Raw genomic sequence first — 15138 nt, 5'->3', positions numbered from 1 at the left:
GCTTTGCGATAGCGCCATGACAGCGCACCAAGACTACGAAACCGACTTCTACGCCTGGGCCAATACCCAGGCCGAGCTGCTGCGCGCCGGCAAGCTCGATGCGGCGGACATCGAGCACATTGCCGAGGAGATCGAGAGCATGGGCAAGGCCGAGCTGCGCGAGCTGGAGAACCGCTTGGCCGTGCTGTTCACGCACTTGCTCAAATGGCGCTTCCAGCCGAGCCACCGCAGCCGCAGTTGGGAGCTCACCATCAAGGAGCAGCGCCGCCGCTTGCGCCGCCATCTGGCGCAGAACCCGAGCCTCCAGTCCAAACTGCTGCAAGCGCGCGAAGATGCCTACGGCGACGCCATCCTCGAAGCCGCGCGGCAGACCGGTCTGGCGGAAGAGGCTTTTCCTGCGGTCTGCCCGTTCACTGTCGAGCAGGCGCTGGACGATGGTTGGTGGCCGGCTTAGGCACGCCGCGCGAGCGCGTGGGGGCTGGAGTATGAGGCAAGCGAATGACACACTATCTCGCGAGATCGCCGACAGCAGCGTCCGCTACGACCGCGAGCGCAAGCTGCCGCTCTACGCCCGGTTCGCCATCCCCGAGGTCTGGCTCATCGACATCCCCGCGCGCGCAGTCTGGGTGCACCGGGAGCCGACGGCAGGCGCCTATCGCACGTCCTTCCGGCTCGACGCCCCGTACCGGATCAGCCCGTTGCTGCTCAAAGGGGTGGAATTGGAGCTTGGCGGGGTGGTGGGATAGGGTGTCGTGTCGGTGATCAAGAGCGTGGTCTGAGAGGCGGCGACGCTGCACGAGAAATGGGGTGTGAACGGCAGCGGTCGTTATGGCAGCTGGCCGCTTGTCGCTTTCCGGGGCTACGAGAGTTAGTGCATTCAGTAAACTGTCACCGTAATTCTGGGATAGGGTGGCGTGCCAGCGATCATGAGCATGGTCTGAGAGGCGGCGACGGTGCATGAGAAATGGAGTGTCAACGGACACGGTCGCTATTGAGCCTGGTCCGATTTCGGCTAGATGGTGCATTTAGTAAACTGTCACCGTAATTGCCGTAATTGACACCGTAATTGAGGCCGCACTGTCACCGTAATTGCAGCATTCCCCAGATTAAAGCACCGAGCGAACAAACAGGCTTGTTCCAGACTCACATCAAAGCTAGGCATCATGTCGATAAACCTCTCGGTCCTCTCGGCCAATATCCTTTTCTGCGACGACGCACTCTACGCCCTTGAGCGATTGCCGTCGGAATCTGTCTCAGTCGCGTATTTGGACCCCACTTGGAACAGTAACCTCCATGTCGCTAGTGCTGGCGCAGGGGACTGTGATAACGCTGACGCGGCCCTTGGTAATTACCTCTCTAAACTCATTCAACAAATCCACCGGTTACTGAACGAACGCGGAACCCTCTTTCTATACTGGTCATCTGAACCTGATCTCGACGCTCGCCTTGTCGCAACCCAAGCATTCGGCACCGCTCCCACCTATGAGATTACCTACATCCGGAAGCTTGCGGCTCGCAGCCATCCAAGACGCCCTACGTCGAACTCTGACCAAATCTACGCGTACGCGAAGTCCGACAGATTCACTTTTAACCCGCTGGTACGACAATTGACCGCATCCGAGCGTTCCAGATATTTCTCGATGAGTGACGACCGGGGGGCTTACCAGTCTAAGATCCTACATACAACTGGCATGCGCCCTAGACGACAATTCGAATGGCGAGGCTATCGCCCACCTGAAGGGCGCTCATGGGCTTACACGGCGGAGAAGCTCGACGAGCTTGCAGCCAACGGTCTCATACACTTTGTTGGAGAAGGAATGCCTCGGCTGAAGAAGTATCTTGATGAGCATCCGGGCGTTGAACTGGGGCTTACGTGGGACGACATATCCACCCACATTCCACGGAATGAACGTACTGAGTATCCTTATCAGCAGCCGGTTGCATTGCTTGATAGGCTGTTTAGATTGGCCAGCGAACCAGGTGATCGTATCTTGGACCCCATGTGCGGATCGGGCACCGCGCTGGTTGCGGCGCATCGCTTGCACCGGACATGGTGGGCAGTGGAACATGATCGAGACATACAGTCGCTTGTGCAGGAACGTCTACTCCGGGAGTTTCCAGAAGATCAGCGGCATGGTTTCTCTGTACTCGACCGATCTCACCTCAAGGATCTCCCTCCAACTGATGCGGATTACCGCTCCGTGGTGACAAATTTTGCAGAAATTGAATCAATGCGCGAACAAGTTGCCACGCTGAACAGTCAATTCGCTTCACTGCGGGCGAAGATGCCGCTCGAAGGGGATTCGCACGGGACCACAGATGAAATAATCGCGGAGATGGAAGATTGGATCGAGCGCGCGGCATTCTTGTCGACCAAAGCGTCTGGCAGATTCATCGCAGTCGTTTGCAATTGGCTTACAGGTTGGGATGAGCTTGACGAGGCGAGTAGATCCTTTTTGCCGCAGGCCGAGCAGGTTTATGAAATTCTTGCCGCCAATGTAGACCAGGATTTCTCCCTTTTCGTCTTACAATACTGTAAAGCGCTTGAAAACGAGTTGCTCTCGAAGCTTTTTGTTGCCTACACAACAGACTGTCATGCGCGCGGAGATATGGCTCCAGAAATCGTGGAAAGGGCACAGGGCGAGGGTAAAGATGCTCCTTTTGCCCGGAAACTCAGCAAGCGCGAGACAACCTATACTTTGGGAGAGATGTCATTCATTCTCGGGCTAGTGAAACCGACAGGCAAAACGCTCGCACAGAGTCGCTTGCTGCAGGATTTTCGCGACTTTGCCGAGCGCTACTTCGGGCAAAACATAATGGACCGCCAATTCCTCCAGCAAATAGAGCTTATCAACTCGGATTACCGCACTAAGGCCGCGCACCCGTATATCCTCAGCAAAGTCACAGCGGACCGATGCAGAGATGCTGTGCGCAAATGCCTCAACGAATTAATCCTTAGCTACAGAGCGCAGCGCGCCACCGAATAAGAGGACCGGAGGAGCGGGGTCACACAGAGGAGCGCAGTGGAGGTAAACTGTGGCAAACGGGGACGTACCACGCTGAATGCCTTTTCTGTTCGGACTGGGAGATACGATCGAAATCTTCGCCGCTTGGCGGGCAACTCCGATACGCATCACCCCAAGTTTAGGGCCCGCTGCCGCTTCGCCTCGTCGGCGATCCGGACCGACTCGCAAGTCCACCAACCCGTCCGCTCTCTCGCCGCGCGGACCTGCGCGGGAAACAGCGCGTTCAGCTCCTTTCTCTGGTCGGCAAGGATCTTGCGGTCTTGCTCGATCTCGGCAAAGCGCTGAACGATGTCGTCCGTTGGGCCGATTTCGATACCGAGCCAGCGGCGGGCCTTGAGCTCCGCGGCCATGTAGGTGGTGCCGGCGCCGCCGAACGGATCGAAGACGAGATCGCCCTCGTGCGTTGACAGCTCGATTACACGGTCCAGTACCTTGAGCGGCAGCTCGTTGGCCCCGTTGCGGCGCTTGTACTTGGCGTGCCGCACGGGGGAAACGTCCCACCAGACATCGGAGAGGTTGACCCCTTTCGGGTTCATCTTGGCCTTGTAGCCGCCGTAGTCGCGCAGGTCGCCGGCGCAGTGCGGGCAGACCTGCATGGGCAGGCGGTCGGGGTGGAAGACGCGCGCCTGCGGCCCTTTGACGTAGTAGAGCAGCGAGTAATGCGATGGGTACAGTCGGCCCTGTATAGGGAGGCTGTATTTGATATCGACGGCAATCCAATGGACGAAGGTCAGGCGTCCATTCAGGAAGGCGGCAAGCTCGGCGTTCCAGCGCGGGAGGTTCCACACGAAGAGCGCGCCGCCTGGCTTGAGCAGGCGAATGCACTCGGTGAGCCAGGCCTCGCACCATTCCAGGTAGCGCTCGGTCTTGAGGTTGTCGTTGATGCTCGACGGATAGAGCTTGTTCAGGTTGAAGGGCGGGTCGGCGAAGATCATGTCCACCGAGTCGCTGTCCAGCGTGGGCATCAGGTTCATGCAGTCGCCTTGATACAAGCGGCCAAGCTCGGTTTCCAGCGCGATCCGGGGTGCGGCGGTGGCGGTCTCCGGGCCTGCGTCGGATTCGGACTGCGCTTGCAGCAGCTTGGCTACGGTCGCCGCATTGGCTTGGATGGCGTTCAGGGTCTCGCGGGTCAGTCGGCCCATCGCGAGCATCAGCTCCAGTTCCGTGATGCCCCCCGCGACGAGCACGCGCGGCAGGTCGTCGCCGCTTGGCAGGATGTTGCCGTCGTTGTAGTGACGCAGCCGCGGCACCGGCACGCCGCTGCGCTCCGCAAAGGCGTTGAGCTGGCGTCGGTCGCCTGGCGCAATGCCGAGGGCGCGGAAGAACTGATCGGAGAAACTCATCGGCGGTCCTCTGTCATGCCGCCCGCATCCTAGCACGACTGCGGCATGGCCTGAAGACTATAGTCCGTCGACTATTGTCTGACGGGTTCTTAGGCTGCCGACTGTTGTCCGGTCGGAGCAGAAGATGGCGCCTGAGCAGGCATTCGGCATTGTGCTGCGCGATCTGCGCCGCCGGCGCTCGCTGTCACAGGAGGCGCTGGCGCAGGAGAGCGAGCTGGACCGAACGTTCATCTCGCTATTGGAGCGCGGTCTACGCCAGCCGTCTCTGACGACGATCCTTCAGCTTGCCGGTCCGCTCGGCGTGCGGCCGGAGCAACTCGTGGGCGACGTCGTCGCGGTCCTGTCCCGGGGAGGCATGGACCATGAGGCTTCTTGAGCATCACGACATCCTCAATCCGGAGCTGTTCAAGCAGTCGGCCGCGTTGCAGGTTGCTTGGGGCGATGTGCGCGAGGCCATCGCGCGGACGGATTGGCCGCACGGCTCCGGGTCTTTCACCATCTACCCGGAGTGCGGCAAGAAGAGCGGCAAGGGCAACGGCGTGAAGCTCATCAAGGTGCCGTGCATCCGCGTGCTGCGGGAGCGCGGCTGGCAAGTCGAGCGGTTGCCCGATGTCGGCTCCAGCGTCCTGCGCACCGGTGACCTGGATGCGTTGAAGACGACGCCGGAGGGCTTCGTCGCCTTCGAGTGGGAGACTGGGAACATCTCGTCGAGTCATCGCGCGCTGAACAAGCTCTTTCTGACCATGAAGGAGACGGAGACAATCGGGAGCTTTCTTGTCGTGCCCAGCAACCGCCTGAAGGTCTACTTGACCGACCGCATCGGCAATATCGGCGAGTTGAAGCCGTATTTCAGCCTGTGGCGGGATCTGACCGGCATCAACGGCGCGCTGCGCATCGTCGTCGTTGAGCATGATGCTGAAAGCTTCGACGTGCCCAAGATCCCGAAGGGAACCGACGGTAGGGCGTTGCGGTAGCGGGCGCCTGCGACCGCCCGTCCGGCGGGTACGCATTCGGATTACTTCTTCTTTAGAAACACGATGTACTCCTCACGCATCGTGTTGGCAATGCCCTTGATGGCCCGTGGAATCTCTGCGCTGAACGAGAATCCGACCGACTCCGCAACGTCTCGCAGTACCTTATGCAGCCCGGTCACTTGATCCGCCGGCTGCTTGAGCACCTTGCTCAACTGATTGCTGTTGGTGCCGACGACGATCACGCAGTGGCAACCGTTCCGGAGCACGCGGTGGCACTCGCGCAGCACTTGACCCATGTCGTCCAGATAGCATGCGTACTTATCGGCCAGCCTGCTGCCGCCGCGAAGTCCGATCATGCTGTCGTCCAGGTTCGCGCGGTCGACGCCTAGCGCCGTGAGGTGAAAGGCGTCGTTCTCGGCGTAGTCGATGGCAAAGCTGTAGGGAGGGGAGAAGAGCACGGCGTCGACGGACGCCTCGGCAAGGTCAAGCCGTCGGGCATCGCCTTGTCGGGCGTCGACTTGGCCCAAGTCGAAGCCCTGAGCGTTATGAACGCGCTGGAATTTGCGGCAACAATGGAGATAACGCTCCAGGATGCCGCGGAACTGCTCGAGCGGCGGCTTTCGTTGCGAGCGCTGCGTGTAGCCCATGGTGTCCAGAAACGCCAGCAGCAGCAACGCATAAGTCTCTGCCGTCCCGCGCTCGCGGAAGCGGCGGCCGGAAACCACGTAGTCGGCCCCTTCCTCCATGACTTGCCGCAGATCATCCGCCGCTGCCGACTGCCGCGCCGGGACGGGAAGCGCGACCCCGTAGCGGCGAGCGAAGTAGTCGAACGTGGTTTCGACATTCGCCAAAGCGCCCTCGGACCGTTCCAGAGACATGGTCAGCCCGGATGCCTTGGTCTCGGTCATGAAGGCGCAAAAGGGACTGATATCGACGCCAACCGCATCGGCACCCAGCAACGCCGCCTCGATCAGCACGGTTCCCGAGCCCATCATCGGATCGAGAACCGTCTTGCCGGGGCCGACTCCGATCACGTTCAAGATGCCCCGGACCATCTGCGGATGAAACTTGCCCCGGTACGGGAACAATCCATGCGTCGCGTACCCGGTACGGAAGCTGTTGGTCTTGAAAAACGACTTGAGCCGCGCGGAAGAGAAATCGGGGAGCTTCAGTGTCTCGCCCACGCAGGTTAGGAAGTGCCGTGTCGGGCGACCGTCGACAGCGCAGAAGTATGCCGCCTGCTCGACAAGCGCGGCGCCGGTTAGGGTCTCCGCCTCCAACCAAGCGAGGTGCAACTCGTAAACTTCCCGGAGACCCGGGATGAGCGTCAGGTTGTCGGGGAAGAGGCAGGAGGGGAAGGCCTGAGTCAGAGGATGTTCCAAGTCGGGTAGGTCCTTGCCATGGATCTTGCACCGACGCTGAGGATGGCTCGGGTGCGCTCGGGTCGCAACTAGAAAGTCGCCGGCAATGGGGCTGGGTTATGAAGCGCGTGGACCCGCTAAGCCTGGAACAGGTGCTGTTCCCGCGTCTCGACCCGAAGGCCAAGCGCGAGCCCCGTTGCCCGCCGATTCACGAGCGCAGCCAAATCCTGCAGGACAACCCGTTTGAGGTGCTCGACGTGAAGGGCGTCGGCAAGCTCATGCAGCTTGCCGTGGAGTGGGGCCGCAAAGAGCGCCGGGACCTGCACGTGGGCATCTGCGGCGAGCACGGCGGCCATCCCAAGTCCATCAGCTTCTGCGACGAGGCCGGCCTCGACTACGTGAGCTGCTCCGGCCCGCGCGTGCCGGTGGCGCGCCTCGCCGCCGCGCAGGCGGCCATGGCGCATCGGCCGCAGTAGCCTCCCCCGTGGTGCCGGCATCCTGCCGGCACCGCCTCGGTCAACCTGATGAAAAAGCGCGGCGCCGGGCAACCGGCGCCGCGCTATGCTTTGCGTTGATCCGTGGCGACGGCATTCGTTCGCGCTCGACACGCCGAGTCCGGAGAAGCCCGCCTTTGCGAGGTAACCAGAGCATGCATGCCCGAACGCGACCAACCTTGTACGAGCGGTTGCAGGCGCTGCCGGACGGGGTCGTCGGCGAGATCCTGGATGGCCAACTGCATGTCCACCCGCGGCCGAGCGGCCCACACGGCTTCGCCGCCTCATCCCTGGGTTATGACCTGATCGGCCCCTTTCAGCGCGGGCGCGGGGGGCCGGGCGGTTGGTGGATCATCGACGAGCCGGAGCTGCACTTCATCCGCGACAGCGAAGTCGACGTGCCCGACCTCGCCGGCTGGCGACGTGAACGCATGCCGCTGTTGCCGCAGGGGCATCGCTACACGGTCGTGCCCGATTGGGTATGCGAGGTGCTCTCGGGCTCGACGGAAAGCGTGGATCGGGAAATCAAGATGCCGATCTACGCGCAGTTCGGCGTCGCCTATGCCTGGCTCCTCGACCCGCGGGCACGCACCCTTGAGGCCTATGCCCTCGATGCCGGCAACTGGCGGGAGATCGGCCGTTTTCGGGATGCCGACACCGTATGTGTGCAGCCCTTCGATGCCGTCCCGCTTGATCTCGATGCGCTGTGGGGGCCGACGGGGTAGGGACGGCGGGCTACCCGGACGCTAGGATCGAGCTCATTGAAGGAGAGACGATCGACCTGCCGCCCATCGCACCGCCGCATGCTGGCCGCACCAAGCGACTCAACCTGCTCCTCATCGAAGCCATCGGCAGGCGCGCGATCGTCTCGACGCAGGATCCGATCCTGCTCGGCGGCCTCAGCGCACCGGAGCCCGACCTCGCGATCCTCAAACCGCGGGACGACTTCTACACCTCCGCGCATCCAAGGGCCGAAGACATCCTCCGGCTCATCGAGATCGCCGACAGCAGCGTCCGCTACGCCCGCAAGCGCAAGCTGCCGCTCTACGCCCGATTCGCCATCCCCGAGGTCTGGCTCATCGACATCCCGGCGCGCGCAGTCTGGGTGCACCGGGAGCCGACGGCAGGCGCCTATCGCACGTCCTCCCGCGCGCGCGTCACTGCCGGGAGCAGATAGCGCGGCGGCAGGTCGGCCGCCCTGGGTCCTGCGATCCACACTCGGTTCGCGCCGGTGACCTGGCCGCGGTGGACACGGAACAGGTCGCCGAGGACGGCCCTGGTGGCAGACCAAGTGGTCGCCTTGGTCGTGCCGCCCAGGATCAGCGGCGTCCAGCGCTCCGACTGCGCGAGGCTCGCTCGGGCAACGGCGCGGACCGGCGCCGGGCGCATCAGCTCGGCGTCGGTTCGGGCGTGGCGCAGATGAAGCGTCGGCGCGTCCGTACCGATCCGGAAGCAGGCAATCGCCGCTGTCGTGGCGATGTCCGGGAACGCCGATGCCGCCGCCGCCAACGAGCGGATCTCCGCGCCGCCCAGCCGCCCCAGAAAGAGCCTGCGCAGGGCCGCACCGTAGTTCACATCCAGACATTCGGCGGCGGTGATGAAGCAGCCGAGGTCGCCATCGCGCCCGAGTAGCGCGGTCTTGAAGAAGAAACGGATGTGCAAGCCGGCCATCTGACTGGCATTGATGCCGAGGCTCGCCGCGGTGTCGCTGAGCCACGTTTTGCGGGCGGCATCAATGCCGTGATGTCGCACATGGGGCGGGTTGCCGATGAAGGCGGTCGTGCCCCGTATCGGCGGCAGCGATAGGTCGCGGTAATCGCCGACGAACAACCGCAGTCGCTCGCCGAACCCCAGGGTGTTGGCGTTGGCGCGCAGCATGAGCGCGGCAAGCGGGTCGAACTCGACCGCGACCAATTCCGACAGGGGAAAGACCTCTGCCGCCTTGGCGATGAAGCGGCCCGAGCCTGCGCCCGGATCCACGACTCTGGCCGGCTGGCAGTGCTTGGCCGCAATCCATCCGACCATCGCCGTGACGATGTTGTGCGGGGTGTAGACGGCGCCGGTCGGGCGTCGCGCCGCCGCCGTGCGCAAGCGGCAGAAGGCGTCACCGAGCGGGTCGGCGCCGCCGACAATGGCTTGCCTGACGCGTTCGACCTGCCGCGCCAAGCTCACGGGGCAGGCGGGCGGGGCCGCGTCGGCGAGGCGCCGTTCTGCGACTGTCCAGTCCTCGGGATTGCCGGCAAGGCGCGCGGCCGTGGTCGCGAGCGCCGCCTCCGAGGCGATGGGCCGACTGTCGCCGGGATCGGTCTCAGGTGGCGCGCGCAGCGACTCGGCAGCGAGGGCGGGCATCCGGCGGGCGTCCTCGGTTGATGTCGGCCTGGGCGGCCTCTTGGTCAGTCGAAGCCCGGCGGTAGCGCTCGGTGCCAGTCCGTCGCCTGTTGCAGCCGGTGGGCGATGTTGAGCAGCCGCCCTTCCGCGAAGTAGTTGCCGATCATCTGCAGGCCCGCCGGCAGCCCGTCCACCGGCGCCACGGGTGCGGACAGGCCGGGCAGGCCGGCTAGGTTGGCCGCGATGGTGTAGATGTCGTTCAGGTACATCGCCACCGGGTCGTCGGTCTTGGCGCCGAGCGCGAAGGCCGGCGTCGGCGTGGTTGGGCCCATGATCACGTCCACCCGCTCGAAGGCGCGGCGGAAGTCCTCGGCGATGCGCTGGCGCAACTGTTGGGCCTTCAGATAGTAGGCGTCGTAGTAGCCCGCCGACAGCGCGTAGGTGCCGATCATGATGCGCCGCTTGACCTCGGCGCCGAAGCCCTCGGCGCGGCTGCGCTTGTAGAGATCCTCCAGATCCTTCGGCGCCTCGCAGCGGTAGCCGTAGCGCACGCCGTCGAAGCGCGCAAGGTTGGATGAGCACTCCGCCGGCGCAACGACGTAGTACACCGGCACCGACAGCGGCACGTTCGGCAGGCTGATGTCCACGAGCCGCGCGCCCTGGGCCTCCAGTTCCGCCAGTGCGGCGCGTATCGAGGTCTCGACACCGGCGTCGAGCCCGGCGCCGAAGTACTCCTGCGGCAGGCCGATGCGCAGCCCCGCGAGGTCGTCCGCGAGCGTCGCGGTGTAGTCCGGCACCGGCGCGTCCGCGCTGGTGGAATCGCGCTCATCGAAGCCCGCCATGGCGCCGAGCAGCAGCGCCGCGTCCGCCGCCGAGCGGGCGAGCACGCCGGCCTGATCCAGGCTGGACGCGAACGCGATCATGCCCCAGCGCGAGCAGCGCCCGTAGGTGGGCTTGATGCCGGTGAGGCCGCAGAAGGCGGCGGGCTGGCGGATGGAGCCGCCCGTGTCGGTGCCGGTCGGGGGGCAAACGGCGACGTTCCACGTTAAACGTGCGGGCAAACGGGGGCGTACCACGTTGCACGCGTTTCCTGTTCGGACTGGGAGATACGATCGGAATCTTCGCCGCTTGCCGGGCAACTCCGATACGCATCACCCCAAGTTTAGGGCCCGCTGCCGCTTCTCCTCGTCGGCGACCCGGACGGACTCACAAGTCCACCAACCTGCCCGCTCTCTCGCCACACGGACTTGCGCGGAAAACAGCGCGTTCAGCTCTTTTCTCTGGTCGTCCAGGATCTTACTGTCTTGCTCGATCTCGGCGAAGCGCTGAACGATGTCGTCCGTCGGACCGATCTCGATACCGAGCCAGCGGCGGGCCTTGATTTCCGCGGCCATGTAGGTGGTGCCAGCGCCGCCGAAGGGGTCGAAGACGAGATCTCCCTCGTCCGTTGACAGCTCGATAACTCGGTCCAGCACCTTGAGCGGCAGCTCGTTCGCGCCGTTGCGGCCATTACATTTGGCATGCCGCACGGGGGACACGTCCCACCAGACGTCCGAGAGGTTGACGCCTTTTGGGTTCATCTTGGACTTATATCCGCCGTAGCCCTACGTGTCAACCTGACGGCCGACACTCGCCGTCTGGATTCTTGTATAAAGAATCCGAGGGCCAGCCGAGGAGACAACGAGCGTGAGCGAGTCCAACGAAGTCCTGACCGAGCCGAAGCTGGAGCGACGAACCCGGCGACGGTTTTCCGCGGCCGAGAAGCGACGCCTGCTGGCGGCGGCTTGGCGAGTTGGCCGACGCGATTGACCTGCCCGAGCGTGCGCGCGAGCGTGACGGCTAAGGCCGAACGCCTGACCACGCAGTTGTTGGCGACACTGACCTTCTTCTTCGCCACCATCCAGGCCAAGGTCGAGGCCTTGGGATTGGCCCCCGAGCTCGAAACGCTCGTGCACCAACAGCTCATCCCGGCGATCTATCTGGAGCGGGTGGCGGCGCGCAGCACCCGCGCCGAGCGGCGCCACGAGCTGCACCGCCGCTCCCGCGCGCTGTCGGCGCCGTTGCGCCTGCCCGACTCGCCGTACGTCCCGAATGGCGCTAACCAAGAGACGACTTTATAAGAAACAGTAGCTTATCGGCTGCTGCTTGACAATGCCCGCGCGCTGGTCGAGCACCACGACGCCGCGACCCGCGAGGTGCGCTACAACGAGCGCTTTCATGCCTTCTGCCGCTACTGGGGCGTGCGCCCGCAGGCGTGTGCCCCGTACCGCGCGCGTACCAAAGGCAAGGACGAGAACGGCGTCGGCTACGCCAAGGGCAACGCCCTGGCGGGGCGCGAGTTTGCCAGCTGGGAGGCGCTGCATGCGCATCTGGCGTGGTGGCTGCGCGAGGTCGCCGACGTGCGCATCCACGGCACCACCGGCGAGGCACCGATCGCGCGCTTCCGGGCCGCCGAGGCCGCCGCGCTCAAGCCCCTGGCCGGCAAGCCGCCCTTCGTGCAGGACCGCGAGCTCAGCCGCCGCGTGCACAGCGACGCCTGCGTCGAGGTCGACACCAACCGCTACAGCGTGCCCTGGCAGTGGATCGGCCACCCGGTGCGCGTGCTCGTGGCCGGGCAGCAAGTGCGCATCTGCCACCGCGAACAGGAACTGGCCGTGCATGCCCAGAGCCCCGGCCGGCGCCAGCGCAGCATTCAGCCCGCCCACCCGGAGGGCATCGTCGGCGCCTGGCCCGAGCGTCAGCGGCCGGCTGCACCCGCTGCCGCACCGCCGCCAGCGCCCGCCACCGGCGAGCTGCTGCGCCCGCTCGGCGACTACGAGGCCCTCCTCGGCGGAGGCTGGCAATGAGCACGCGCGCCTACGACCCCGAGCGCCTCGACGCCATGCTCACGCGCCTGAGGCTCACCGCCATCCGCGAGCGGCTCGACAGTCTCCTCGACGAAGCCGCCCGCGGCGAGTTGAACCTGCGCGAGGCCCTGGCCTACTTGTGCGAGGCCGAGATCGCGCACAAGGACCAGCGGCGCATCCAGATGGGCCTGTCGATTGCCAAGTTCCCCTTTGTGCGCACCCTGGAGGGCTTCGACTCCTACGCGCAGCCCGCCGTCGACCCCGCGCAGCTGCGCGAGCTCGCCACCGGGCGCTGGATCGCCAATGGCGACGCCGTGCTGCTGCTCGGCCCGCCCGGCGTCGGCAAGACCCATCTGGCCGTCGCGCTCGGCCGCGAGGCCATCGTGCGCGGCTACTCGGTGCTGTTCACCACCGCCACGGCCCTGATGACCGCGCTCAGCCAAGCCCACGCCCGCGGCCGGCTCGACGAGCGCCTGAGCCATTACGCCAAGCCCAAGCTCCTGATCATCGACGAGCTCGGCTACCTGCCGCTGCAGCCGCAGGCCGCGCACCTGTTCTTTCAGCTCGTCTCGCGCCGCTACGAGCGCGGCAGCCTGCTGGTGACCTCCAACCGCAGCGTCGGCGAATGGGGCGAGGTGTTCGGCGACCCCGTCGTCGCCACCGCCATCCTCGACCGGCTGCTGCACCACAGCCACGTCATCACCATCCGCGGTGAGAGCTACCGGCTGCGCGAGAAGCGCCGTGCCGGGCTGCTCGGCGCCCGCGCGGACGGCGCCGAGCGGGCGCGTGGCGCCGGCGGGGGCGAGCCCGCCCGGTCGCCCTACGGGCTCCCTCCCGGGCTCGCCCCCGCCGGCGCCCAGGACTAACCCTCCAGGACGGAAACCAAAAAACCCAGGGGGTCAATTGTTCGTGTCGCCAGGGGGGCAGTTCCTGGTGTCGCTTGACAGCGACATCTGGAGCGGGTCGCCCGCAACGCCCGGCACGCTTGCACGATTATCCTAAGCCGGACAGAATGGCACTCGTGCGTAACCTCACAAAGGGGAACAAATGATGACTCCCGCACCTTCGCTCTCGGCTGCTGACACCTGCCGCGAGTCCATCATAACGGACCTAGCTGAACGTCTGCGGGTACAGCCACATGGTTCAACCACCCTCACTACGAAAGCCCTGGCTGCAATTGAGCATGCCAAAGAAATCAACGCGTTCGTAACCATTACCCAGGAACTTGCTCACGCTCAAGCAGAAGCGTCGGATGCGCGGCACCGCACGAACAGACCGCTAAGCGAAATTGACGGCATCCCGGTAGCTGTTAAAGACAATTTTTGCGTGAAAGGTACTCTAACGAGCGCTGGCTCCAAGATTCTTTCCAATTTTATCGCGCCTTACGAATCTACCGTCACCCAGTTGCTGCGCGAGGCTGGCGCTGTGTTCCTCGGCAAAACCAACATGGACGAATTTGGTATGGGATCCTCAACCGAGAAAAGCTTCTTTGGCGCCACCAAGAATCCCTTAGCGCTAGAACTAAATCTCGGCGACTACGTGCCGGGCGGTAGCTCTGGTGGCTCTGCTGCTGCCGTCGCTGCCGGAATCTGCGCCGCAGCTATCGGAACCGATACTGGAGGTTCAATCCGCCAACCCGCGAGCTTCTGCGGACTAGTAGGCATGAAACCGACGTATGGCATGTGTTCTAGATACGGAATCGTTGCGTACGCTTCATCGCTGGAACAAGCAGGAGTAATAACACGCACCGTAGAGGACGCCGCCATTCTACTCGATCTTATCATGAAGGAAGACCCAAAGGATTCCACTTCTCTTCCCTATTCCGGACCTTCCCTTAAAGCTTCGCTAACTCACCCGGCCAGAATCAGGAGTCTGGCCATCCCCCAAGAATTCCTTGAGCTAGAGCTCGGCCAGGATCTTAAAGACACATGGACTGCGATTTTCTTACTGTCGAAGCGCGCAGGGTTTGAGACAAAAGTTGTGAGCATTCCGGCGCTTAAATACGCTCTAGCATCCTATTATGTCATTGCAATCAGCGAAGCGTCGTCCAATTTATCGCGCTACGACGGAGTCCGGTTCGGATACCGGGCCAGCAACGCCGCCACTATTGAGGAACTATACAAGCGCACACGAGCCGAAGGCTTCGGACGAGAGGTCCGAAAGCGCATCATAATTGGGACATATTTCTTGTCCGCTGGCTATTACGACGCCTACTACTTGAAGGCACAGAAACTTCGACGGCTCTTAGCGCAGGAAATGCTAAAGGCGCTTGATGACAGTACTGCCCTAATCTGGCCAACGACACCGACGGCCGCCTTCCCTATAGGCCAATACGACGCCACCCCTGCGGCGATGTACCTTGAGGACATCTTTACGGTGCCGGTAAATTTGGCTGGCATGCCCGCATTGACGCTCCCTGTCGCCTACACAAAAATGGGAATGGCGCTGGGCGCGACGATCGCCGGACGCCTCATGGGGGACGCCGATGTGATAAGTGTTGCAAGAGAACTCGAAGCTGTTCGACATCACTGACTGTGTGCACATGAGCGCATCTCATGGTTCGCTTCCTGATCGGCGGCCGCCCCCCTGTGTCAGGCTAGTTGTCGCCTCCACCTTGTAGGACTGTAACCGCAACCAGGGGCGAAGACGAGAGACCGGTGGCGAGATCAGTAATTCCCGCCGCTTCCAAGAGTAGAACATTTCCGAGCTTCTGCCACCCTTCGGTGGTTGTCAAGGTAGTTGTCACTTCAACCCATTCGCTCAAAA

General features: G+C 63.6%; 15 protein-coding genes and 2 pseudogenes. 12 read left to right on the top strand and 5 right to left on the bottom strand.

The features are described 5' to 3' along the window. The first annotated feature begins 16 nt into the window (after positions 1 to 16). From ML01_RS22315 to ML01_RS27830, 3 genes are all read left to right on the top strand, one after another. On the top strand, positions 17 to 454 hold the full coding sequence (locus ML01_RS22315; RefSeq protein ID WP_058557604.1) for a DUF29 domain-containing protein: 438 nt from the start codon (positions 17 to 19) through the stop codon (positions 452 to 454). Between the two features lie 31 nt (positions 455 to 485). Further along, positions 486 to 746, top strand: coding sequence for a Uma2 family endonuclease (locus ML01_RS30020; RefSeq protein WP_058557603.1), 261 nt, complete (start codon positions 486 to 488; stop codon positions 744 to 746). Between the two features lie 417 nt (positions 747 to 1163). After that, positions 1164 to 2987: a DNA methyltransferase gene (locus ML01_RS27830; protein WP_082674554.1), complete on the top strand. Its 1824-nt coding sequence runs from the start codon at positions 1164 to 1166 to the stop codon at positions 2985 to 2987. Between the two features lie 146 nt (positions 2988 to 3133). Here ML01_RS27830 and ML01_RS22300 read toward each other — a convergent pair whose 3' ends face one another. After that, on the bottom strand, positions 3134 to 4369 hold the full coding sequence (locus ML01_RS22300; RefSeq protein WP_058557601.1) for a site-specific DNA-methyltransferase: 1236 nt from the start codon (positions 4367 to 4369) through the stop codon (positions 3134 to 3136). Between the two features lie 124 nt (positions 4370 to 4493). Between ML01_RS22300 and ML01_RS22295 the strand changes: the two genes are divergently transcribed. Both ML01_RS22295 and ML01_RS22290 read left to right on the top strand, forming a co-directional pair. Continuing rightward, positions 4494 to 4745: a helix-turn-helix domain-containing protein gene (locus ML01_RS22295; RefSeq protein ID WP_058557600.1), complete on the top strand. Its 252-nt coding sequence runs from the start codon at positions 4494 to 4496 to the stop codon at positions 4743 to 4745. Next, positions 4732 to 5343: a hypothetical protein gene (locus tag ML01_RS22290; RefSeq protein ID WP_058557599.1), complete on the top strand. Its 612-nt coding sequence runs from the start codon at positions 4732 to 4734 to the stop codon at positions 5341 to 5343. Before ML01_RS22295 ends, ML01_RS22290 begins: the two co-directional genes overlap by 14 nt. Before the next feature lie 41 nt (positions 5344 to 5384). Here ML01_RS22290 and ML01_RS22285 read toward each other — a convergent pair whose 3' ends face one another. Then, positions 5385 to 6725, bottom strand: coding sequence for a DNA methyltransferase (locus ML01_RS22285; RefSeq protein ID WP_058557598.1), 1341 nt, complete (start codon positions 6723 to 6725; stop codon positions 5385 to 5387). A gap of 197 nt (positions 6726 to 6922) precedes the next feature. Here ML01_RS22285 and ML01_RS22280 point away from each other — a divergent pair. The 3 genes and pseudogenes from ML01_RS22280 to ML01_RS22270 form a co-directional block, all read left to right on the top strand. Then, positions 6923 to 7180 (top strand): annotated as a pseudogene (locus ML01_RS22280) (putative PEP-binding protein); the annotation flags it as partial. 173 nt (positions 7181 to 7353) lie between these two features. Beyond that, positions 7354 to 7923, top strand: a complete 570-nt coding sequence (locus ML01_RS22275) for a Uma2 family endonuclease (protein ID WP_058557596.1) — start codon at positions 7354 to 7356, stop codon at positions 7921 to 7923. Beyond that, positions 7905 to 8375: a Uma2 family endonuclease gene (locus ML01_RS22270; protein ID WP_058557595.1), complete on the top strand. Its 471-nt coding sequence runs from the start codon at positions 7905 to 7907 to the stop codon at positions 8373 to 8375. Before ML01_RS22275 ends, ML01_RS22270 begins: the two co-directional genes overlap by 19 nt. Here ML01_RS22270 and ML01_RS22265 read toward each other — a convergent pair. The 3 genes and pseudogenes from ML01_RS22265 to ML01_RS22255 form a co-directional block, all read right to left on the bottom strand. Next, on the bottom strand, positions 8330 to 9364 hold the full coding sequence (locus tag ML01_RS22265) for a class I SAM-dependent methyltransferase (protein ID WP_156427917.1): 1035 nt from the start codon (positions 9362 to 9364) through the stop codon (positions 8330 to 8332). The genes ML01_RS22270 and ML01_RS22265 overlap by 46 nt on opposite strands. Before the next feature lie 227 nt (positions 9365 to 9591). Beyond that, positions 9592 to 10545 (bottom strand): annotated as a pseudogene (locus ML01_RS22260) (amidase family protein); the annotation flags it as partial. A 132-nt stretch (positions 10546 to 10677) separates the two neighbouring features. Beyond that, entirely contained in the window at positions 10678 to 11106 is a 429-nt protein-coding gene (locus ML01_RS22255) for a site-specific DNA-methyltransferase (protein ID WP_058557593.1), read from the bottom strand. 252 nt (positions 11107 to 11358) lie between these two features. Here ML01_RS22255 and ML01_RS22250 point away from each other — a divergent pair, with 252 nt between their 5' ends. The 4 genes from ML01_RS22250 to gatA all read left to right on the top strand — a co-directional run bounded on the left by ML01_RS22250 (position 11359) and on the right by gatA (position 14904). Further along, the gene (locus ML01_RS22250; protein WP_216819252.1) at positions 11359 to 11646 is read left to right on the top strand and encodes a hypothetical protein; all 288 of its coding nucleotides are present in this window, start codon (positions 11359 to 11361) and stop codon (positions 11644 to 11646) included. A gap of 75 nt (positions 11647 to 11721) precedes the next feature. After that, on the top strand, positions 11722 to 12372 hold the full coding sequence (locus ML01_RS22245; RefSeq protein ID WP_058557591.1) for an IS21 family transposase: 651 nt from the start codon (positions 11722 to 11724) through the stop codon (positions 12370 to 12372). Continuing rightward, positions 12369 to 13238, top strand: a complete 870-nt coding sequence (istB, locus tag ML01_RS22240; protein WP_082674553.1) for an IS21-like element helper ATPase IstB — start codon at positions 12369 to 12371, stop codon at positions 13236 to 13238. The genes ML01_RS22245 and istB overlap by 4 nt, the downstream gene beginning before the upstream one ends. A 184-nt stretch (positions 13239 to 13422) precedes the next feature. Beyond that, positions 13423 to 14904 carry an Asp-tRNA(Asn)/Glu-tRNA(Gln) amidotransferase subunit GatA gene (gatA, locus tag ML01_RS22235; RefSeq protein ID WP_082674558.1) on the top strand — a complete coding sequence of 494 codons (1482 nt, stop codon included), beginning with the start codon at positions 13423 to 13425 and terminating at the stop codon, positions 14902 to 14904. Positions 14905 to 15138 lie beyond the last annotated feature (234 nt).

The organism is Thiohalocapsa sp. ML1, from assembly GCF_001469165.1.
In the GTDB taxonomy this organism is placed as follows: domain Bacteria; phylum Pseudomonadota; class Gammaproteobacteria; order Chromatiales; family Chromatiaceae; genus Thiohalocapsa.
Note: the sequence above shows the minus strand (reverse complement) of the source record. Positions and strands in the feature narration are given on the sequence as shown.